Here is a 21,016-nt window from a genome sequence, read left to right on the forward strand (position 1 = left end):
TTTGCGCCTGCCGGGACTGTCGCTGTCAACCTGCAAGGTTCCGCCGGCGGCTGCAAGCGCTGCCTGCCGGCTCAACTGCAATTGCGGCGGGATTGCTGCAGTCCCAGGGGCGGCAGATGGCCGCAAACAGGCCCTCGGCGGACGGCGGCCCGGCGGCGCGGACCGGACGGCGGTGCGCCCTGTCCGCGGCTAGGCCGCCGCCGTCAATAGTCGCGCTTGAAGAACAGGCCGAACCCGGTCTCGCCTTCGCTGTCCACCGTGCCTTGCACCGTCAGGCTTTTGGTCACATCCAGATTGATGCTCAGCTCGCTGTCGCCGCGGGTGTTGACGTTGAAATCGGTATAGACGTTCTCCGCCACATAGCCGCCCAGGCCCAGCTGGCCAGCGCCCAGATTGTCGGCGCCGATATCGACCGTGTCGGCGCCGGTGGCCTGCCGCACCTTGCTTTGCGCCCCGCCGCCGCGCCCGCTGAGCGTCAGCGCGGAGCCGGCCAGCCGGGCCAGCGCCAGCGGCGAGATATCCTCAATATTGTCGCCGAACAGCAAGAGCGCCAGCGCCTCCTCCGACGGGCGCGGCGGCTCCGACGTCACCTTGATCTCCGGCGCATCGACCCGGCCGGAGATCTCCAGCGTGGCGGTGCCCTCGCCGGTGGCGGCGGTGGATTTGAACTCCAGATAGGGTTTCAGATCGCCCAGTAGGGTGATCCGCCCCTCGTCCAGCTCCAGCCGCCGGCCCAGGATGTCAAAGGTGCCGCGGATCAGGCTGATCTGGCCCGAGGGCGACAGCCGCGCGGTGGTGCCGCGCAGGCGGATCTCGCCGCCCAGCTCTGCGCGCAGTCCGCGGCCGCGGGCAAAGACCCGCGAGGGGGCGCTGATCAGAATATCCAGTTCGGTTCTGGCTGAGCCGCCCCCGCCGCCGCCATTGTTGCCGGTCAGCCCCGCCCGCGCTAGGGTCTGGCGCACATCGCGCGGTGCCCCCACATGGCTGATCGGCGGGATTGGCGCCGACGAGACCGAGCCGCCTGCGGTGTTGAGGTTGATATTGGTCTCGCCGACATTGATCTGCCCGCCGATCCGCTTGTCGCCCGCCATTGCGCCGGACAAGGTGAGGCTGCCGTTCAGCAGGGTCTCGTAAGACAGGTTGTCCGTCACCACCAGATCGCCGATGGCAATCTGCAGATTGCTGCTGAAGGGGGGGCGCATCGCCACCGGGCCGCTGATCTGCAGGGTGCCGCCGTCGCGGCCGCGGGCCGAGGCCTGCACCTGCGCGCTGGAGCGGGCAAAGGAGACGGTGGCGTTGATGTCATCCAGCCGCTGCGCCGCCGCCGGGATCGCCAGCGAGGCGCCGGGGACCGACACGGTGCCGCTCAAGGAGTCCAGCGCCGGCTTCCCCCGCATGGCCAGGTCGAAATTCGCAGGCCCTTGCATCAGGTTGGGAGAGATGAAAGGGTTCATCCCTTCCAGCCGCAGGGTGCCTTTGGCGGTTACATCGGCGGTGCCCTCGGCCTCGTTCCAGCTGCCTGCGATGCGGCTGTCGATGCCCGCGGGGCCGCTGGCGGTGCTGTCGACCGTCCAAGTACCGTCGCGGCGGGCGGCGGTGCCCTTGGCGGCCAGCCGCCCGGCCAGATCCGGCACCAGCTGCTGCAGCCGCCCGATGACGGCGTCAAACCGCAGATCGGTGTCGCCATTGCTTTCGGCAAAGCGGCCCTCGGCCTTGACCGCAAGCTCCGCCGGGCCATCCGCGGTGGCGGCGATCTGCCACTCGCCGTTGCGCCGCTCCGCGGTGCCTTCGGCGGTCAGCCGGCCCGCCAGTTCGGGCACGAACCGCTCCAGCTCATTAAAGGCGGCGGCAAAGTCGAAATCGGCGTCGCCCTCCAAAGTGACAGACCCGTCCAGCCGGGCGCTGGAGGAATGCGGCCCGGTCAGCTCGGCCACGCCATCAAACCGCCTGCCGGTACGGGTGACCGTGGTGGCCAGCTCCAGCGTGCCGGGGGCCTGCGGCAGCAGCACCTCCACCCGGGTCAGCCGGGCGCTGATCTCCATCTGTCCGCTGTCATTGTTCAGCGTGCCCGCAGCAGAAGCGGCCAGTGCACTGCCCTTCAGCTCGAATGTGTCGACGGCGATGCCGATCTCGTCCCGCGACGCCTTGAGCGCCACCGTGGTGGTGCCCGCCAGCAGCTCATCCGCCTTGGCAATCCCGGCGGAGAGGTTCTCGGCGGTGAGGTCCAGATCGGTGTCAAAGGCGCCGGACAGCGGCGTGAAGGAACCCTGGACGTCCGCCCGCACCGCGCCGCCCAGGGGCCGTCCGGCCAGCTCCGAGAAACGCGCCAGCTCCGATGCCTCTGCGGTCAGGTCCGCGGTGATTTTCAGCCCCTCTTCCAGCCCGTCCAGGGTCACATCACCCGCCGCCTGGTAATCGGTGCCGCGCAGTTCCATTTCGGTGATCCGCAGCGCACCGGGGCCTTCGGTGCTGAGGGTGCCCTCAAAGCGGATGTCGCTGCCGGTGGCCTTGGCCAGCGCCGGGTCGCGCGGCTGCAACCCGCTGAGCGCGGCCGACAGCCGCCCCTCCAGCGCAAGGCCGCTGCTTTGATCCAGCGTGCCGCGGCCGGTGACCTCTGCCTGGTCCACCAGTGCGGCGGGATGGCTCAGCTGGTGCAGAACCCCGTCCAGGGTCCAGTTGCCGTCCGTCCGCTTCCGCAGCTGCAGGTCCGCCGCCGCCAGCGTGGTCTGGCCGCCGCCCACGGGCAGGGTGACCGCGGCCTGGCCCGGCGGCGGGGTGATGGCAGCCTTCAGATTGGCGGTGTCCAGCCGGCCGCCCGCCGCCAGCGCCGCGGCGCCGCTCACCTGCAGCGCCCGGGTGCGCAGAACCAGAGTGTCCAGCGCCAGCGCGCCGCTGCCTTCACGGATGCCTTTCACGTTGAGCCGCAGGCCCGGGCCAAAGAACGGGCGGTGCACCGGCGGCAGCAGCACGTCGATATTGCCGCCCAGATCGGCGGAAAAGCGGATGCCGCGCGGCGTCTCCGGCGCCGCATCCGCGGGCAGGGGCTGGGCCGCCAGCACCACCTGGCCCGCCAGCCGCTCCGCGCCGTTGGCGCTGAAGCTGATGTCAGCGGTGAAATCCGTTACCGGCCCGCTGCCCTTGGCGGTCAGCTGCAGGTCAGGGTTGCCGGGCAAGTCCAGGCTGCGCGAGATCAGCCCGCCCGCAGCCTCATCCGCGGTCAGGTCCAGGGTGATCTGCTGGGTTTCATCGGCATATCCCGCCTCCAGCCGCAGGTGGTCGCCGGGTTTGTCCAGCCGCACCGCCTCCAGCTTGGTGTCGAGCGCGCCGTCTGCCAGCCGCAGCGATCCCTCAACCCTAAGACTGGCTTCGGTTCCTGCCAGAGCCGCGCCCAGTTCGATCCGCTCCGCCTTGATCAGGCCCAGCTCGATCGCCACCGGCAGCTCCGGCAGCGAGAAGGGCGTGGCCGCCGCCTCCGGCAGTTCCGGGTCCGGCGGCAGCGGCTCGGGCGCGCGCTCCACCGCTATGCGCTCCGCCGACAGCTCATTGACCGAGAACCGCCCGCGCAGCAGGTCGAGCCGGTTCCAGTCCAGCGCGGCGCCTTCGATGGTCAGCCAGATGCCTTTCTCGTCGGCCACCGTGATCTTCTGGATTGTGGCCTCAGAGGAAAACGCCCCCTGCAGCCCGCTGACGCTGATATAGCGGCTGTCGCCTGACAGCGTGTCCTCCAGGAAATCGACCAGCAGCCCGCCCGCGTCTTCTTCCGGAGTGTCCTGCGCCGCCAGCGGCGCCGCCGCGAGGCCCAGGGCCAGGCTATAGGCAAGTATCTGTTTCAAAACGCCTGTCCTATCCCGATATAAAATTGCAGCCCGTCCTCGGACCCGCCGTCCACCGGATAGGCAAGGTCAAGCCGGATCGGCCCAATCCCCGCCACATCATACCGCACCCCGATGCCGGCGCCGGCGTGGCGCGCGGACGATCCCGACACAAAACTGTCCGCATCGACAAAACCGATGTCGTAGAAGCCGACCAGGGAAATCGTGTCGGTGACCTTTCCCCGCACTTCGCCCGACAGCGCCGCAAAGCTGCGCCCGCCGGCGGTGCCGCCGGCAACCGGCACGCCCAGCGACTGGAACTCATGCCCGCGCACCGTGCCCGCACCGCCGGAGAAGAACAGCAGGGTGGGGGAGATCTCGCTCAGCGACGGGCCGGCGACAGAGCCCAGCTGCAGCCGCCCGGCCAGCACGATCCGGTCGTCCGCGCCCAAGCCGTAATAGGCGCGCCCGTCCGCTTTGATCTGCAGCCCGGACTTGCTGCCGCCAAAGCCGATGAAGGGCGTCGCCGTGCCTTGCAGGTAATAGCCGCTGGCCGGGTTCACCCGGCTGTCGCGCTCGTCGTATTCCGCGCGCAGGCGGCCCGCGATGTATTTGAACCGCCGCTTGCCGAACACGTCCTCGGCCAGGATCGAGGACACCCCCAGCGCAGCCTCGGCAAAGAACTTGTCGGAGAAGGTGCGCCGCACCCCGGCCGCGCCGAACACCTGGGTGGCCTTGTAATGCTCCTCGTCCAGCTGTTCGGCCTCGGCGAGGTAGAAGATCAGGTCATCCGGCCCCAGCGCCGCGGGCCGGTCCAGCCGCACTGCCACGCGCCCGTCGATGTCGTTGCTGCTGCCGATGCCGCTGACCCGCGCCTCGATCCGCAGCTTTTCCGCAGCCCCGAACAGGTTGCGGTGCATCCAGCTGCCCGACAGCTCCACCCCGTCGGAGGAGCTGATCTCGGCCCCGAACGTGAGGCGGCGCGGCGGCAGGTCCTCGACCACCGCGGTGTAATCGAGGGTGCCATCCGGGTTCGGCTGCTCTGCCTCCCGCAGCACCACGCTGGAAAAGGTGCCGGTGCGGCGCAGCCGGCTGGCGGATTTCGCAATCAGGTCGGGGTGGAACGTCTCCCCCGCCGGAAAGCCCGCGATACTGCGGATAGCCTCCTCGCGCACCCTTGTGTCGCCGGTCACGGCCATCCGGCCGAAACGCAGGCGCGGGCCGGGGGCCAGCCGCAGCTGGGCATCCAGGCGCGCCTGCAGGTGATTGGCGGTGATCCTCTGCTCGGCCACCGCGGCCTTGGCATGGCCGCTGCGCCGCCAGGCCCGCACCCCCGCAACCGCCGCATCCCGGATCGCGCCGGTGCTGGCGGGCTGGCCGGGAGCGTATTCCTCGGGAAACTCCACGTCACTCTGCCGCGGCAGCGGCGACAGGTCCGCCTTGCCGAAGGCAAACCGCGGGCCGGGCTGGACGGTGATCTCCACCGTGCGGACGCTTTGCGGCGGGTTCAGCGGCTGGATCAGCGCCGCCTCGCGCCCGTCCAGGCGGATATTAACCACCGGCGCGAAATGGCCCGCGTCATAAAGCACCTGCACCAGCGTCCGGTAGTCCGACAGCGCCGCCGCCAGAATCTCCTGCACATTGGTTTCGCCGCTGGCGGCAACCGAGGCCGAGGCGCCGCGCAGCCGGTCAGCAAGGCCGGCATTTGCCCCGGGGGCCTGAAGCGTGGCGTCGGCGCCAAAGGCGGCAGGCGGCAGCAGGGTCAGAAAGCTGAAGGCAAGGGCGCGCGCGGTCAGGCGCGGGCGGAATGGAAAATTCATGTTTGCTCCCGGTGGCGGGCGTAAAAAAATCCGGCCGTGCGGCCCGGCAGGGCGGCAGGCGTCAGCGCTGAGCCTAGCACGGGAAATTTACGCGATGGAACTGGCAAAGCAGCGGCATTCCGCCTGTCTCCGGCAGCGGCGGATTGCCGCGCATCCGGACGGCGGAGAGGGGCTGCGGCCCCGGCAGCCGCGGGAAAGAGGCGTCCGGCAAGGACATTTTTTTGCCGCTATGGCGCGAATGCGGGAAAAATGACCGTAAAGGAGATTGGAAAGCAGTTTTAAAATGTACTATTCGGTTCAGCTCCGGCAGGCGAACCTGCCGGAGCTGGCACTGATTAACAAAAACTACATCGGGTAACGCAGGCGCAGCCACCACTCACATGCAGCTAGCCTGTCTGAAATGATACCATCTGGATTATGGCTGTCCATATAATTGTCAGTCTGATAATTTCAGGGGGTATCATTTCGCCTTGCCCTGGCAGGGCCTGTTCTGAACCAGAAGGTTGAGTTTTCAAGGGGTAACAGTTTTGGATGCTTTGAAATCAGTTTTTGAACTGCGCGACATGCTGTTTCAGATGGAGCGCGATATCGGGCTGGACCGGCTCAGCCCGGCGGAGCGGGACGTGCTGCTGGCGGCCCATGCGCTGACCAGCGCGCCTGGCGCCGCGGTGCAATCCGACCAGATTCGCAGCCACCGGCTGGTGCAGGGGATTGCCCAGGCCACCTATCACCGCACGCTGAAATCACTGCTGAGCATGGGTCTGCTGGAGCGGGCCGGCGGCAGCCGGGCCAAGCGTTACGTGGTGCGCTTCGATCCCTCTGCCCAGTGATGGTTTGCCGCCGGCGGCGCTGCATATGATTGCAGCTTCTGCGTCCTCTGGATAAACGGGCGGCATGAGTCGATTTTACCAGTTGCTGTCCCCGGTACAGGGGTTTGCGGTGATCACCGCTGTCTATGTCATCTGCCACGGCCTGACCGCCTTGGTGGTCACACCTGTGCAGAACCTGTTTCTGCCGGAAATCACCGTTTTCGCCAGTCTGGCCTACCTGCCGCACGGGGTGCGGGTGCTGTGCATCTGGCTGTTCGGCTGGAAAGCCGTGCTGCCGCTCGCCGCGGGCGCGCTGCTGTCGGAGCTGCTGTTCACCACGGCCGGCGTGCGGGAGCTGATGGAGCCGGTCTTGCTGCAATCCATCGGCGTCGGGGCCTTCTCGGTGTTTGCGGCCTTCGAGGTCGCCTGGCTGTTCGGCTGGGATCTGTATGCCGGCCAGTCGCGGCGGATTGCCTGGACCGGGCTGCTGGCCATCGGCGGGCTGGCGTCGGTGATCAACTCGCTGGGGCAGACGGTGGTGTTCTCAGGCCTGATTTTCCCCGACGATCAGCTGCCGGTGATGGCGGTTTACGCAGCGGGTGACCTGATCGGCCTTGCGGTCTGCATGTTTGCCCTGATGCTGATTTTCCGCTGGCTGCGGCTGGCAGGACAGGGGCGAAGCCCGCAGGGATAGCCGCCGCCAACGGCGGGCGGCTGTCAGCCGGCCATCAGCCGGGCCGCGTCCAGCATCCGGGCGGAAAAGCCCCATTCATTGTCATACCAGCCGAACACCCGCACCTGGGCGGTCCCGGCCATGCGGGTTTCCGGCCCGGCAATAACCAGCGACTCGGTCCGCGCCCGCAGATCGGAGGACACCAGCGGCATATCGGTCCAGCCCATCACCTGCGAGGCCGCCACCCCTTCGCGCAGGGCGGCGGTGAACTCTGCCGCGCTCATCGGGGTCTTCAGCTGCGCCACCAGATCCACCGCCGACACGCTGGCCGTCGGCACCCGCACCGCGGCGCCGCTGACACGGCCCTTCAGATGCGGCAGCACCTCGTCGATCAGATGCATCGCCGAGGTCGTCGTCGGCACCATCGACTGCGCGCCGCCGCGCGAGCGGGCGAAATCGCCCCGCGGCGCGTCCACCATCGGCTGCGAGTTGGTGTAACAGTGGATGGTGGTCATATGCGCGGTATCAATGCCGGCGATCCCGTCCAGCAGCTTGACCAGCGGCGTCAGCGCATTGGTGGTGCAGGAGGCGTTGGAGACGATCCGGGCGTCGCCCAATGTCTCCTCGTTGGCGCCCAGCACCATGGTCAGCTCAGCCGCGGGGGAGGGGCCGGAGATCAGCACCTTGCCGGCGCCGGCCTTCAGCCCGCGCTCTGCCACGTCGGAGGTCCGGGCGATGCCGGTGCATTCCAGCACCAGATCGACGCCGCTCAGGCCGACCTTGGTCAGGTCGGGCTCGTGGCTGACCGGAATGCTGCGGCCCATCACCTGCAGCGCGCCGTTGCCATGCTCCACCGGATGCGCAAAGGGGCCGAATGTGCTGTCGTACTGGAACAGATAGGCGCACATGTCCAAGGGTGCGATATCGTTGATCCGCACCACCTCGATGCCGTCTCCGCGCGATGTGGTCAGAATCTGGCGCAGGATGGCGCGGCCGATGCGGCCGAATCCGTTGATAGCAAGTTTCATGCGCAATCTATGGCAGGCGCGCTAGGGCCGCTCAATCCATGGCCCCCGGGAAAATGATCACATTTCCCAAGAGGATGTTTCAGAAAAAGACCGCAAAACCGCACAACCGTCAAAGGCGCTTCTATTTGCGGCAGATGACCTGCGCGTAATAGGTGCCGGTGATCGTACGCACCATCGTATCCAGATTGACGCTGCAGCCGGTGGCCGCCTGCATGGCCCGCACCGCCTGCCGGGCGGTCAGCACCGCGGGCGGGCGGAAGGCCAGGTGCTCCAGGTTCATCCGCGTGGCGCTGTAGCGGCCGGTTGTGCCTTCGACCGGCACCACCAGCCAGTCGCGGCCCAGCACGCTGACCTTGATGCCTTCCACGCCTTTTGCGGATACGGCGGGCGCAAGCGCGGCGCACAGGGCCGCCGCCAGTGCAGTCTGTTTCATCATCGAAATGCTCCTGCGGGAAATGCCTGCGCCCAGCCTAGCGCCGCCCCGGCACAAAGCAAGACGCGCCTTACAGGTGATCCACCGCCTCGGCCTGGCGCAGCTCCGCCGCGCACAGCTGCAGCCCGCGCAACAGCCGCTCGGCATCGGCCTGCGGCTGCCGCCCGCGCGGGGCAGAGCAGCCCGCCACGATCGGCGTCCGGCCCGGGCGCGACACCGGCACCGCATAGCCGGTGATCCCGGCCTCGAACTCGCTGTCGGTCAGGCAGTAGCCCTGTTCGCGGGCCTGGGCGACGCGGTCCAGAATGGCGGCGGGACCGGTCAGCGACTGGCTGGTGTGGTGCGGGATATCTGTTTCTGCCAGCACCGCCGCCGCCGCACCCTCCGGCAGCCCGGCCAACAGCATCCGCCCCAGACTGGTATGGGCCAGCGGAATATGCGATCCGGCGGTGAAGCCATAGGTGATATGGCCGTGATCCACCGTCGATTGCGCCAGCAGCAGCACCCGGCCCTGGTCCAGCATCGCCAGCGTCACCTCGATCTCCATCTGCCGCGCGTGGCGGTTCAGCACCGGCTGCACCCGGCGGCCGAACTGGTTGGCCTGCAGAAAGCCGCCCGCCAGCGCCAGCACCCGCGGCGTCAGGGACAGCATCCGCCCGTCCTGGCGCAGATAACCCGCCTGCACCAGCGTCAGCGCCCCGCGCCGGGCGGTGGCCCGGTCCTGGCCGGTGCGCCGGGCGATCTCGGCCAGGGTCATGCTGGGGGAGGCCGCATCAAACACCGCCAGAACCGCCAGCCCTTTGGCAAAGCTTGACGAAATATTCCTGTCCTGTTCCACCGCTGTCATCTGCGCCGCCTGTCCTGGTCTTGAAATGCTGCCGCCTGCTGCGGCGGCCTTTGTGCAAATACTGCACACCTTGTTCGCTTCATGAACTCTGTCAAGCCGCAAAACCTCCGCAATATCCGGATTGCGCAACGGGTTACGGGGAAACCTGGCGGCGGGCTGGACGCTGGGACCGTTTCCGGTGCAATTTCAAACTGCTCTGCATCGAGAGGCCGTCCATGGCACAAGACTTCACATCCGGCAAACTGGCCCGCCTGGGGCTGCTCGGCGCGGAGGGCTGCCGCAAGGCGGCTGAGATCACCTCGCGCGCGCAGTTCGACGGGATCGAGACAGTGCGGGTGCTGTTTCCGGACCAGCACGGGCTGTTGCGTGGCAAGACAGTGATGGCGGAGGCTTTTGCCTCTGTCTTCGAGCGCGGCCTCAACGTGCCCGCGACCCTGCTGCTCAAGGACACCTCGCACCGCAATGCCTTTCCTGTGTGGGAGGGCGGCACCGGGCTGGCCGGGCCGATGCAGGGCGCTGGCGACGTGCTGCTGGTGCCGCGCCCGGACACCTTCCGCGCGCTGCCCTGGTCCGGCCATTCCGCCTGGATTTTCTGCGCGCCGGTCTACCCGGACGGCCAGCGGATCCCCTTTGCCTCCTGCAGCGTGCTGCAGCGGGCGGTGGACCGGCTGGCGGGGCAGGGGATGGCGGCCACCTTCGGGCTGGAGGTGGAGTTTCACATCTTCGAACTGGCGGACCCATCTGCCGCCCACGAGCAGGCAGGCCGCCCCGGCGTACCGGTGCAGACCCGCAACCTGACGCAAGGCTATCAGTATCTCACCGAAACCCGCTATGGCGAGGTCGAGGGCATCTTGGACCTGTTGCGCCGCAACGCACAGAAACTGGGCCTGCCGGTGCGGTCCGTGGAAATCGAGATGGGCCCCAGCCAGGTCGAATTCACCTTTGCCCCCGACAGCGCCATGGCGCAGGCGGATGCGATGGTGATGTTCCGCACCATGGTCAAGGAGGTCTGCGCCCGCAAAGGCCTGCACGCCAGCTTCATGGCCAAGCCGCGGCTGGCGGGTGCCATGGCCAACGGCTGGCACGTGCACCAGTCGCTGCAGGATCTGGCCACGGGGCGCAACCTGTTCATGCCCGAAGCCGCCGGGATGCTGACCCCGCCTGCCAGCGGCTGGATGGCGGGCCTGTTGAAATACGCGGCTGAGACCTCGCTGCTGATTGCGCCCACGGTGAACAGCTACAAGCGGTATCTGCCGTTCCAGCTGGCCCCCAGCCGAATCGGCTGGGGCGTGGACAACCGCGGCGCCATGCTGCGGGCGCTGATGCAGCCGGGCGATGCCGCCAGCCGGATCGAAAACCGCGCCCCCGATAGTTCCGCCAACCCCTATTACGCGCTCGCCGCCCAGATCATCGCGGGCGCTGCCGGGATCCGCGAGGGGCTGGAGGCCCCGAAACCCACCCTGTCGCCCTATAGCGAGGAGGCCGCGCGCCTGCCGCGCTCGCTGGGCCAGGCGCTGGAGGGCTTCGCAGGCTCAGCCTTGTGCCGCGAGGCGCTGGGGGCGGACGCCGCGGATTACCTGCTGCAGCTCAAGCAGTTCGAGTGGGAGCGCTATCTGGACACCGTCAGCGAGTGGGAGCAGGCGGAGTATTTCAACCTGTTCTGAGGCGCCGCGCGGGCCGCCGGGCGATGCGTAAAAATTCCTATTCAATGCGGCTTTGCCGTCTTGATCGCCAGCCCCGCCCATTGATAGCGTATACCCGCGTATGCAGGGGCCGGCCGCGCCGGCCTTTACCATCCGCGGCGCCATTTCCGGCAGCCTCAACCCATTCAAACCCCACGCCTCTTCGAAGGATAAAACCCCCATGAAATACACCGAGGAACACGAGTGGCTGCTGCCCGAGGACGACCTGATCACCGTCGGCATCACCGCCCACGCCGCCGAACAGCTGGGCGAAGTGGTCTATGTCGAGCTGCCGGAGCCGGGCACCGAAGTCTCCAAGGACGACGAGATCGTGGTGATTGAATCGGTCAAGGCGGCGTCCGACATCCTCGCCCCGCTCGATGGCGAGATCGTCGAGGTGAACGAATCCCTGGCCGACGACCCCGGCAAGGTGAACGACGACCCCGAAGGCGCGGCCTGGTTCTTCAAAATCAAGCCCTCCGACCTGTCGCCGATGGACGACTACATGGATGAAGCCGGCTACAAGGACTTCATCTCCTGATATCTCCCGCCTGCTGCGGCCACCGCAGCAGGCTGCGGGCGGCGGTGATCACGATCCCGCCAGCCCCCTATGCACCTGCCGGTTGCGGGCTACTATCCGGTCATCGCCAAAACACCCATGCCCGGCAGGAGGTGCGCAATGACCGGATTTTCAGGGCTCAAAGCTCTTTTCATCAACACATCGCTGAAAAAGGACGGCAGCAAAAGCCACACCCGACTGCTGATGGAGGCGTCCTCTGCCATCATGGAAAAGAACGGTGTCGCGGTGGAGCATCTGCACATGCTGGATCACCAGGTGCCGCCCGGCGTCTACCCGGACATGACCGGACAGGGCTGGGACCGCGACGACTGGCCCAGGATCTGGGAAAAGGTGAAGGCGGCGCAGATCCTGGTGATCGGCACCCCGCTCTGGCTGGGCGAGGAAAGCTCGGTCTGCCGCGTCCTGATCGAGCGGCTCTATGGCATGAGCGGCGAACTGAACGACAAGGGCCAGTCGATCTTTTACGGCAAGACCGGCGGCACCGTCATCACCGGCAACGAGGACGGCATCAAACATACCGCGATGACAATCTGCTACGCGCTCAGCCACCTGGGCTTCACCATCCCGCCGCAGGCCGATTGCGGCTGGATCGGAGAGGCCGGGCCAGGGCCGTCTTACGGCGACGAGGTGGAGGGCAAGCCTGCGGGCTTCGAGAATGAGTTCACCCAGCGCAACACAACCATCATGACCTGGAACCTGATGCACTTGGCCGCCATGCTGCGCGATGCGGGCGGTTACCCGAACGAGGGCAACGACCGCAACGCCTGGTCGGCGGGCTGCCGGTTCGACTATGAGAACCCCGATTACCGCGCATAGACGGACGGTCGCGTCCGGGGCTGGCGCGGGATTCCGCCTTGTTTCCTTGAGGAAACAAGGCGGTGCCTCCGGCGGGGATATTTTTAGCCAGCAGAAGCAGAGGGCGTTGCCGCTCAATAACCGCGCTGACGGTCCACCTCATGCAGCAGCGGCTCGCCTGCGTGCAGGCGGCGGTAATTCTCCACCACGTCCCGCAGTGCGCCGCCCAGATGCCAGCCTGACACATGCGGGGTGATGGTGACGCGCGGGTGCGTCCACAGCGGGCTGTCCGCGGGCAGCGGCTCCTGGCGGACCACATCCAGCACCGCCTGACCGGGCGTGCCCGCGTTCAGCGCTGCCAGCAGCGCCGGTTCATCTACCAGATCGCCGCGGCCGGCGTTGATCAGCGTGGCCCCCGGCTTCATCGCGGCAAGCTTTTCCGCATTCATCAGCCCGCGGGTGGCGGGGGTCGAGGGCAGGATCGAACAGACATAATCGCATTCGCGCAGCAGCTGCGGCAGTGCCGCTTCGCCGTGGCGGCAGCCGACGCCCTCGATCTCCTTGGGCGAGCGGCTCCAGCCCAGCACCCGGAACCGCATGTCCCGCATCAGCCGCGCCGTCCTGCCGCCGATGTGGCCCAGCCCCAGCACCCCGACGGTGGTGTCCGCCGGGCGCTTCGGTGCCAGCGGCTGCCAAGCGCAGCGGGCCTGCGCCGCCGCATGCGCCGCCATGTTCCGCTGGCCGCGCAGCACATAGGCCAGGCAGTATTCGGCAATCTCCTGCGCGGGTTCCTGCGGTTTCAGCCGCGCGATGCGCACATGCGGCGCCAGGCCGGGATGCGCCACGATGGTCTCCACCCCGGCCCCTAGTTTCTGCACCAGCTGGAGGTTCGGCAGCCGTGCCGGCAGGTCGCCCTTCAGCGCTGAGACCGCCAGCATCGTGACTTCCTCCAGATTGCCGGGGGCAGACAGGGGCCGGATGTCGGCACCGGGGTCAACCGCCCGCAGCTCCTCAGCCAGCTGGTCTTCGGTGTACCAGCCGTCGTGGCCGATGCTGATCAGAACTGCCATCGGGGCCTCCTGCTTGCCGCATGCGTGATTGTGCCGGGTCGGGCTTCGGTCCGGGGTAAAGCGGGCACCGGATTTGCCCGCCGCTGCCGGTTTTAGGGCGTCAGTCCAGCCGCCGCACCAGGATCTGGTTGCCCTCGCCGCGTTTGGTTTCGAACAGCTTGAGCGAGGCGATCAGGTCGCTCAGCTTGCGCTTGCCATAGCTGCGGGTGTCGAAATCCGGCGAGGCGGCGGTGATGTACTGGCCGATCTGGCCCAGGGTGAACCACTCGTCGTCCTGGTCGATCGCATCCATCGCCCGCACCACCAGCTTGGTCGGGTCCACCAGCTCTGCCGGCGCGTCATCTTTGGTCTCTTCCGCTTTCTTCGGCTTGGGCTTACTCTTGCCCGGGTCCTCCAGCAGGTTCTCCACATAGATGAACCGCTTGCAGGCTTTGACAAAGGCCGCGGGCGTCTTGCGCATCCCCATGCCGTAGACATCCAGCCCCTGTTCGCGGATGCGGCTGGCCAGCCGGGTGAAATCGCTGTCCGAGGAGATCAGCACAAAACCGTCAAAGCGGCCCGAATGCAGGATGTCCATCGCGTCGATCACCAGCGCGATGTCAGAGGCGTTCTTGCCAGTGGTATTGGCAAACTGCTGATGCGGGACAATTGCCAGCGCCGCCAGCTTCTCCTTGTTCCAGCCCTGCGGGCTGCCGCCGGCAAAATCGCCATAGATGCGCCGGATGCTGGCTTCGCCGAAGGAGGCGATCTCCTCGAACATCGCCTCCGCATATTTGGCCGAGATATTGTCGGCGTCGATCAGGACGGCCAGAAGCGGCGGTTTTGTGGTGTTTGCCATTGCGGGTTATGCCTTTTGCAAATCTGAGTGGGGCAGGGCGGCAGCGCATTTGCCTGCCGTTGCCTGGTGCCGGAATGTCCGGGTCGAGTATGGGCCGCGGCTGCCAGGATGCAAGAGCGGCTTGCGGGGGGGCGGCGCCCGGCCGCGTGTGCCGGGAGGTGCACAGGGGGTGCACGGGAGGTGCACAGGCTGTGCCGCGGGGGTTCCGCCGCGCTTTGATCTCAGGCGAAGGGGTCTTCCGGGTAGCCCACCCGCGCCAGATACAGCCCGTGGCCAGGGCAGACCGGCCCGCAGGCGGCGCGGTCGCGGGCCTCCAGCGCGGTCTTCACATCCGCCGACTCCCAGGCGCCGGCGCCAACCCGCTCCAGCGTGCCGACAAAGCTCCTGACCTGATTGTGCAGGAAGCTGCGGGCGCGGACGTGGAAATGGATCTCCGGCCCGGAAAAACCCTGCACCCGCTCCACCGTCAGCTCGTTCAGAGTCTTCACGGGGCTTTGCGCCTGGCAGATGGAAGAGCGGAAGGTGGTGAAATCATGATTTCCGATCAGATATTTGGCCGCTTCCTGCATGGCGTCCGTGTCCAGGTCATGGCTTAGCTGCCAGACCTGCCCGGCGTCATGAGTGGCCGGCGCGCGGCGGATCAGGATGCGGAACAGATACTGCCGCTCCACCGCGGAGAACCGCGCGTGCCAGTCATCGTCCACCCGGGCACAGTCAACGATGGCGACCGGATCGGGCTTCAGGTGGTAATTCAGCGCCTCCGACAGGCGGAACGGGTCCCACTCCTTGGCCATGTCGCAATGGGCCACCTGTCCCAGCGCATGCACGCCGGTATCGGTACGCCCGGCGGCGGCGATGGTGTGCTCCCCCGGTTCCAGCCGCGCCAGCGCAGCCTCGATTGCGCCCTGCACGGACGGCAGATCCTTCTGCCTTTGCCAGCCGGCAAAAGGCTTCCCGTGGTATTCGACTTTCAAAGCAAAACGCGGCATGGCCGGGCAACTAGCAACAGGGCCGGGCCGGGGCAAGCCCTGCGTGCGGCAGCGCTTCGCCCCGGTGCAGGCGCGCCCCAGCGCTGTGGGCCGCCAGCACCAGCAACGCGGGAACTCAACCGCATTCGGCGGCAGCGGCTGGTATCCTCAAGCCATGCTGCCTATCTTGTCAGCAGCAAGAACAGAGCAGGATCAGGGCCTTGGTGTTAACCTCCCTTGCAGACGGGGTGATAAGCGGGGTGGAGAGCGTCACCAGCGGCCTCTCCTCGGCGTTGTTTGACCGGCCTTTGCGGCTGGGCGTCACCGGGCTGGCGCGCTCCGGCAAGACGGTGTTCATCACCTCGCTGGTCGCCAATCTGATGGACCGGGGCCGGATGCTGCAGCTGAACGCCGCGCGTGAGGGGCGGATCGAGGCCGCCTTTCTGCAGCCGCAGCCCGACGACACCGTGCCGCGCTTCGATTTTGAGTCCCACCTCGCGGCGTTGACCGGGCCGTCACCCCATTGGCCGGACAGCACCCGCGCGGTGTCAGAGCTGCGTCTCAGCCTAAAGGTGCGGCCCGCCGGCCTTCTGTCCGGCCTGCAGGGGCTGCGCACGCTGCATCTGGATATCGTCGACTACCCGGGCGAATGGCTGCTGGACCTGGCGCTGCTGGACAAGAGCTATGCCGAGTGGTCCTCCGACGTGCTCTCGCGCATCGCCGCGCGCCCGCAGGCGCAGCCTTTCCTGGCGGAGAAATCCAAAGCCGCTCCCGCCGGGGCACATGACGAGCCGCAGGCGCAGGCCCTTGCCGCCGCGTTCACCGGCTACCTGCACGCCGCCCGCGCCGCCGGCTTTTACGATTGCACCCCGGGCCGCTTCCTGCTGCCGGGCGACCTGGAGGGCTCGCCGGTGCTGACCTTCGCACCGCTGCCGCCGGAAGCCGGCGCCCCGCGCGGCAGCCTGTGGCGGGAGATGGAGCGGCGGTATGAAGCCTATAAGTCCAAGGTCGTCAAACCCTTTTTTCGCGACCATTTTGCCCGGATCGACCGCCAGGTGGTGCTGGTCGATGCGCTCTCCGCCATCCACTCCGGCCCGCAGGCGGTGGAGGATCTGCGCCACGCGATGGTGGATATCCTCAGCGCCTTCAAACCGGGCCGCAACCGTTTCCTGACCCGGCTCTTGGGCGGCAAGCGGGTGGAGAAGATCCTGTTCGCCGCCACCAAGGCCGACCATCTGCACCACGCTCAGCACGGCCGCATGACCGCCATCATCGAGGCGCTGACCCGCGAGGCGCAGGACCGCGCCCGCTTTGCCGGGGCGCACACCGCGGCGCTGGCCATGGCCTCGCTGCGCACCACCACCGAGGAGATGCGCCCCCACAACGGCACTGAGCTGCCCTGCGTCCGCGGCACCTTGCTGGAGACCGGCAAGCAGGCGGCGTTTTATCCCGGTGCGCTGCCCGAAGACCCGGCCCAGCTGCTCACCCCCGCCCGCCAGGGCGCCGCGCGCTGGCTGGAGGGGGATTATCAGGCGATGGCCTTTGCGCCGGCTCCGCTCACCCTCAAACATGGCAGCGGCCCGCCGCATATCCGCCTCGACCGCGCCGCCGAATTCCTGATCGGAGATGTACTGTGACCCTCTGTCTGCGACCTGCCGTTCCCCTGGATGCCGGTGCCGCCGGAGATATTCTCTTTTACTTCCAGCAGGATACGGAGTGGATGCCCAAGCTTTACACGTGGGCGGAGGCGATCTCCTTCTGCGGCACGATGATCGACCGCGGCTGGGTCACCGTGGCGGAGCGGCAGGGCTGCGTGCTGGGCTTCCTGGCCCGCGACGGGGCCGAGGTCTGCGCGCTCTACCTCGCGCCCGGCGCCTGCGGGCAGGGCGCGGGCAAGGCGCTGTTGGATGCGGCCAAGGCGGCCGCGCCGCGGCTGATCCTGCGCACGTTTGCCGCCAACACGCGTGCGCAGAAGTTTTACCGGCGCGAGGGCTTTGCCGAGACCGGCCGCGGCGGCGGGGCGGGCAATGAGGAAGGCCTGCCCGACATCGCCTATGAATGGCGCGCAATCCGGGAGGCGGCAGCATGAGCAAGAAGCCGGTTCTGTTCGATCTGGAGGAAGAGGCCGGGGCGCCGCCGGTTGCGGACGCCCCGCCGGTGCCCGAGCCTGCGGCGCCGGGGCTTCCGCCGCCGCCGGCAATGGAACAGGCGGCCCGGATTGCCGCCCGCAAGCCGTCGCGGCTGGCACGCTGGTTCTGGGCGCTGCTGGTTGCGGTGGTCGGCGCCATGGCCTCGGTCGCGGCCTGGGACTTTGCCGCCGGGCTGATCGCCCGGGTGCCGGTGCTGGGCTGGGCGGTCAGCACCGGTCTGGCGGTTCTGGTGCTGCTGGCGCTTGCGATGGGCCTGCGCGAGCTGGCGGCGCTGTCGCGGCTGCGCCGGGTCGATACCTTGCGGCACCAGGCGGCAGAGGTCTCTGACCTGACCGCGGCCCGCGCCTTCACCAGCCGGCTGGAGGGGTTTTACAAGGACCGCGAGGATCTCAGCTGGCACCAGGCCCGGCTGGCAGAGCGCAAGGCCGACATCATGGATGGCGACGCCCTGTTGCTGCTGGCAGAGGAGGAGCTGCTGGTGCCGCTCGACGCCCTGGCCCTGCGGGAAGTGGAAGCCGCCGCCCGGCAGGTCGCCACGGTGACAGCGATCGTGCCGATGGCGCTCGCGGATATCCTGACGGCGCTGGTCTCCTCGCTGCGGATGATCCGCCGGGTGGCAGGGATCTACGGCGGCCGGCCTGGAGTTTTCAGCTCTTGGCGGCTGACCCGCGCGGTGCTGGCGCATCTGGCTGCAACCGGCGCGGTGGCGGCGGGCGATGATCTGCTGGAGCCGGTGCTGGGCGGCTCGGTGCTGTCCAAGCTCTCCCGCCGCTTCGGGGAAGGTCTGGTGAACGGCGCGCTGTCGGCGCGGGTCGGCATCGCCGCGATGGAGGTCTGCCGCCCGATGCCGTTTTCGGACCGGCGCAAGCCCAGCACCCGCAAAGTGGTGCAGCGGGCGCTGACCGGCCTGTTCTCCAAAGAAAAATAATGCGCGTGCCAAGGCTCATGCGCGGCATGAGCCGCGCCCAAGGCTGCTGATGCGGTCTGGCGCAGCCAGGCCGCCAGCAGGTGCGGGAGCGCTGCGGTGGGGCGGGGTCAGAACAGTTTCGGCGGCTGGTCCTTGGGCTGGCGCATCGCCACGATGCCGGTGCGGAAGCCCTCGCCGATGCGGTCGGCCAAGGCCCCCCATTGCAGCGCGGTCTGCGCTGGCAGCTCGGCCCGCAGCACCTCGTGGAACAGGCCGAGCCACAGCGGGAAATGCTCTGCCTTCACGTCGGGCCGCGAGACATGCACCCGCATCGGATTGCCGCTGTAGCTGCGCTCGCGCAGGATCGCATTGCGCCAGAAGTTTGCGATCTTCCCCTCATGCTCCGGCCAGTCGGAGACATGCGCGGCAAAGACCGGCCCCAGCACATCGTGCGTGCGCACGCGGGCGTAGAACACTGCGACCACCCGGGAGATTTCCTCAGCAGTGATTTCGAACCGCGCCAGCGGGTTTTGCGTTTCGGTGTCGGTCATTGTGTGCTCCGGCCTGCCTTTGTGCGCTAGATATGCCGAAGCCGGGACCAGCGGAAGGGGTAAGACGCATCTGCCGCAGCGCTCGTTCGCGGCGCCGCTGGTGCCTGAGGATCCTGCCGTTATGGTGAGCGGGAGATTTTTTCAAAAAGGCATTCATTGATGGCGGGGAACACTATGCGGGTGCTGGTTCTGGGCGCCTACGGGTTTATCGGTGCCGAGGTGGTCCGGGCCGTGCGAGCCGCCGGGTTCGATGTTGCCGGTTTGGGCCGCAGCGCCGCGCAGGCGGCGCGGGTATTGCCGGGTGTGCCGTTTGTGAAGGGCGACCTGCTGCAGCTTCTGCGGGCTGAGGACTGGGCGCCTTTGCTGCAGGGCGTGGATGGCGTAGTGAACTGCGCAGGCGTCCTGCAGGACATGGCGCCGGGAGAGCTGGAGGCCGTGCACCATACCGCCATCGCGGCGCTGGGTGCGGCCTGCGCGGCGCGTGGCATCCCGGTTGTGCAGGTGTCGGCAGCGGGCGCGAGGCCTGAGGCCGGGACGGAGTTCATGCGCAGCAAGGGACGGGGCGACGCGGCCTTGCGGGCCTCCGGCGCAGCTTTCCGGATCCTGAAGCCGGGACTGGTGATCGGGCAGGACGCCTATGGCGGCACAAGGCTGCTGCGGATGCTGGCGGCCGTGCCGCTGGTGCAGCCCGTGGCGCTGGCCGAGGCGCCGGTGCAATGCATCGGAATGGCGGATCTGGCGGCGGCGGTGGTTGCCGCACTGAAGGGCGGCCTGCCGCAAGGCACCTATGATCTGGTGGAGGATCAGCCGCACACTCTGGAGGAGGTCCTGGCAGTGACGCGCGCTTGGCTGGGGTTCCCGCCTGCCCGGTTGGCGGTGCGGTTCCCGTCGTGGCTGCTGCCGCCGGTGGCGGGTTGTGCCGATGCTTTGGGGCGCCTGGGCTGGCGTTCGCCGCTGCGCAAGACCGCAATTGCCGAAATCCAGAACGGCGTGCGCGGCGATCCTGCCGCGTACCGGGCTGCCACGGGGCAGGGGATGGCGCCGCTGAACAAACTCTATCACGCGCTGCCTTCAGGGCGTGCCCAGCGCCTGGACGCGCGGATGGCCCTTATTATGCCAATCGCTGCCGCCGTGCTGAGCGTATTCTGGCTGGCCTCAGGGCTGATCGGATTGTGGCAGCTGGAGGCTGCGGCGAATGTGCTGATGGATGCCGGCTGGAGCGGCCTGCTGGCCAAAACCAGCGTTGTGTTCTGGTCGCTGGCTGACATTGCCTTGGGGCTGGCAATCCTCTGGCGGCCTTGGGCGGCACGCGCTTGCCTGGGCATGGCGGCGGTCTCCCTGCTCTATCTGGCCGCGGCCACCGCGGTCACGCCGCAGATGTGGGCCGACCCGCTGGGGCCGCTGGTTAAGGTGGTGCCGGGGGTTCTGCTGGCGCTGATCACCCATCAACTGCTGCAGGAGCGCTGAAATGGACCTCGACCTTGTGCTTCGCTGGCTGCATGTGACCGGTGCCTGCGTGCTTTTGGGCACCGGGGCCGGTATCGCCTTCTTCATGCTGATGGCGCACCGCACAAAAGACACGGTGCTTGTTGCCCATACGGCTTCTGTGGTGGTGCTGGCGGACTTGTTGTTCACCGCCACGGCGGTCATCGCTCAGCCGGTCACTGGCGGGCTGCTGGCCTGGCGGCTGGGCTGGCCGCTCGGCGAAGGCTGGCTGGCGCTGTCGCTGGGGCTTTATGTGCTGACCGGGGCGTTCTGGCTGCCGGTGGTCTGGATCCAGCTGCGGCTGCGCGACCTGGCGCGGGCGGCGGCGGAGGCGGGTCAGGCGCTGCCCGCGCGCTACCATCGCCTGTTCGCCATCTGGTTTGCCTGCGGCATTCCCGCCTTTGCCGCGGTGCTGGCAATCCTCTGGCTGATGCTGGCGCGGCCTGATCTGGGCGTCTGGCTGGCGCGCTGAGCAGGGCGGGTGCCTCCGCCCGCTGCCATCCTCACCAGCATGCGGCGCAACTGCCGCTTTACGCCTCCGCTGCACAGGCCTATAAGGCCCGCATGT

The 21,016-nt window shown here is 67.8% G+C and carries 19 protein-coding genes; 10 read left to right on the plus strand and 9 right to left on the minus strand.

What is annotated here, in order from left to right:
• Positions 1-203: 203 nt before the first annotated feature.
• Entirely contained in the window at positions 204-3,833 is a 3,630-nt protein-coding gene (locus R2C4_RS03985; protein ID WP_141889676.1) for a translocation/assembly module TamB domain-containing protein, read from the minus strand.
• The gene (locus tag R2C4_RS03990) at positions 3,830-5,632 is read right to left on the minus strand and encodes an autotransporter assembly complex protein TamA (protein ID WP_141889677.1); all 1,803 of its coding nucleotides are present in this window, start codon (positions 5,630-5,632) and stop codon (positions 3,830-3,832) included. Before R2C4_RS03990 ends, R2C4_RS03985 begins: the two co-directional genes overlap by 4 nt.
• A 527-nt stretch (positions 5,633-6,159) precedes the next feature.
• On the opposite strand from R2C4_RS03990, the gene R2C4_RS03995 reads away from it, so the two are divergent.
• Positions 6,160-6,462: a hypothetical protein gene (locus R2C4_RS03995; protein WP_141889678.1), complete on the plus strand. Its 303-nt coding sequence runs from the start codon at positions 6,160-6,162 to the stop codon at positions 6,460-6,462.
• 64 nt (positions 6,463-6,526) lie between these two features.
• A complete protein-coding gene (locus tag R2C4_RS04000; RefSeq protein ID WP_141889679.1) occupies positions 6,527-7,135 on the plus strand; it encodes a hypothetical protein in 609 nt (202 codons plus the stop codon).
• A gap of 23 nt (positions 7,136-7,158) precedes the next feature.
• Here R2C4_RS04000 and R2C4_RS04005 read toward each other — a convergent pair whose 3' ends face one another.
• The 3 genes from R2C4_RS04005 to R2C4_RS04015 all read right to left on the minus strand — a co-directional run bounded on the left by R2C4_RS04005 (position 7,159) and on the right by R2C4_RS04015 (position 9,422).
• The gene (locus tag R2C4_RS04005; RefSeq protein ID WP_141889680.1) at positions 7,159-8,142 is read right to left on the minus strand and encodes a type I glyceraldehyde-3-phosphate dehydrogenase; all 984 of its coding nucleotides are present in this window, start codon (positions 8,140-8,142) and stop codon (positions 7,159-7,161) included.
• Between the two features lie 121 nt (positions 8,143-8,263).
• On the minus strand, positions 8,264-8,575 hold the full coding sequence (locus R2C4_RS04010; protein ID WP_244940777.1) for a hypothetical protein: 312 nt from the start codon (positions 8,573-8,575) through the stop codon (positions 8,264-8,266).
• Positions 8,576-8,645: 70 nt separating this feature from the next.
• Positions 8,646-9,422 carry an IclR family transcriptional regulator domain-containing protein gene (locus R2C4_RS04015; protein ID WP_141889682.1) on the minus strand — a complete coding sequence of 259 codons (777 nt, stop codon included), beginning with the start codon at positions 9,420-9,422 and terminating at the stop codon, positions 8,646-8,648.
• 215 nt (positions 9,423-9,637) lie between these two features.
• Here R2C4_RS04015 and R2C4_RS04020 point away from each other — a divergent pair, with 215 nt between their 5' ends.
• The 3 genes from R2C4_RS04020 (at position 9,638) to R2C4_RS04030 (ending at position 12,500) form a co-directional block, all read left to right on the plus strand.
• Positions 9,638-11,086 carry a glutamine synthetase family protein gene (locus R2C4_RS04020; protein WP_141889683.1) on the plus strand — a complete coding sequence of 483 codons (1,449 nt, stop codon included), beginning with the start codon at positions 9,638-9,640 and terminating at the stop codon, positions 11,084-11,086.
• A gap of 199 nt (positions 11,087-11,285) precedes the next feature.
• Complete coding sequence (gene gcvH / locus R2C4_RS04025; RefSeq protein WP_058286628.1) at positions 11,286-11,645, plus strand: glycine cleavage system protein GcvH; 360 nt, start codon at positions 11,286-11,288, stop codon at positions 11,643-11,645.
• A gap of 138 nt (positions 11,646-11,783) precedes the next feature.
• Positions 11,784-12,500: a flavodoxin family protein gene (locus R2C4_RS04030; protein WP_141889684.1), complete on the plus strand. Its 717-nt coding sequence runs from the start codon at positions 11,784-11,786 to the stop codon at positions 12,498-12,500.
• A 113-nt stretch (positions 12,501-12,613) separates the two neighbouring features.
• Here R2C4_RS04030 and R2C4_RS04035 read toward each other — a convergent pair whose 3' ends face one another.
• The 3 genes from R2C4_RS04035 to truA form a co-directional block, all read right to left on the minus strand.
• Positions 12,614-13,549, minus strand: coding sequence for a 2-hydroxyacid dehydrogenase (locus tag R2C4_RS04035; protein ID WP_141889685.1), 936 nt, complete (start codon positions 13,547-13,549; stop codon positions 12,614-12,616).
• A gap of 100 nt (positions 13,550-13,649) precedes the next feature.
• Complete coding sequence (locus tag R2C4_RS04040) at positions 13,650-14,387, minus strand: NYN domain-containing protein (RefSeq protein WP_058286588.1); 738 nt, start codon at positions 14,385-14,387, stop codon at positions 13,650-13,652.
• Positions 14,388-14,608: 221 nt separating this feature from the next.
• The gene (truA, locus tag R2C4_RS04045) at positions 14,609-15,376 is read right to left on the minus strand and encodes a tRNA pseudouridine(38-40) synthase TruA (protein ID WP_141889686.1); all 768 of its coding nucleotides are present in this window, start codon (positions 15,374-15,376) and stop codon (positions 14,609-14,611) included.
• Between the two features lie 200 nt (positions 15,377-15,576).
• Here truA and R2C4_RS04050 point away from each other — a divergent pair, with 200 nt between their 5' ends.
• The 3 genes from R2C4_RS04050 (at position 15,577) to R2C4_RS04060 (ending at position 18,433) form a co-directional block, all read left to right on the plus strand.
• The gene (locus tag R2C4_RS04050; protein WP_141889687.1) at positions 15,577-16,992 is read left to right on the plus strand and encodes a YcjX family GTP-binding protein; all 1,416 of its coding nucleotides are present in this window, start codon (positions 15,577-15,579) and stop codon (positions 16,990-16,992) included.
• 83 nt (positions 16,993-17,075) lie between these two features.
• Positions 17,076-17,444, plus strand: a complete 369-nt coding sequence (locus R2C4_RS04055; RefSeq protein WP_375543671.1) for a GNAT family N-acetyltransferase — start codon at positions 17,076-17,078, stop codon at positions 17,442-17,444.
• Positions 17,441-18,433: a YcjF family protein gene (locus R2C4_RS04060; protein ID WP_141889689.1), complete on the plus strand. Its 993-nt coding sequence runs from the start codon at positions 17,441-17,443 to the stop codon at positions 18,431-18,433. Before R2C4_RS04055 ends, R2C4_RS04060 begins: the two co-directional genes overlap by 4 nt.
• Before the next feature lie 107 nt (positions 18,434-18,540).
• Here R2C4_RS04060 and R2C4_RS04065 read toward each other — a convergent pair whose 3' ends face one another.
• The gene (locus tag R2C4_RS04065; RefSeq protein ID WP_141889690.1) at positions 18,541-18,963 is read right to left on the minus strand and encodes a group III truncated hemoglobin; all 423 of its coding nucleotides are present in this window, start codon (positions 18,961-18,963) and stop codon (positions 18,541-18,543) included.
• Positions 18,964-19,122: 159 nt separating this feature from the next.
• Between R2C4_RS04065 and R2C4_RS04070 the strand changes: the two genes are divergently transcribed.
• A complete protein-coding gene (locus R2C4_RS04070; RefSeq protein WP_141889691.1) occupies positions 19,123-20,430 on the plus strand; it encodes an SDR family oxidoreductase in 1,308 nt (435 codons plus the stop codon).
• A 1-nt stretch (position 20,431) separates the two neighbouring features.
• Positions 20,432-20,920: a DUF2269 family protein gene (locus tag R2C4_RS04075; protein ID WP_141889692.1), complete on the plus strand. Its 489-nt coding sequence runs from the start codon at positions 20,432-20,434 to the stop codon at positions 20,918-20,920.
• Positions 20,921-21,016 lie beyond the last annotated feature (96 nt).

The sequence above is a fragment of the Leisingera aquaemixtae genome, assembly GCF_006740765.1.
Lineage (GTDB): Bacteria > Pseudomonadota > Alphaproteobacteria > Rhodobacterales > Rhodobacteraceae > Leisingera > Leisingera aquaemixtae.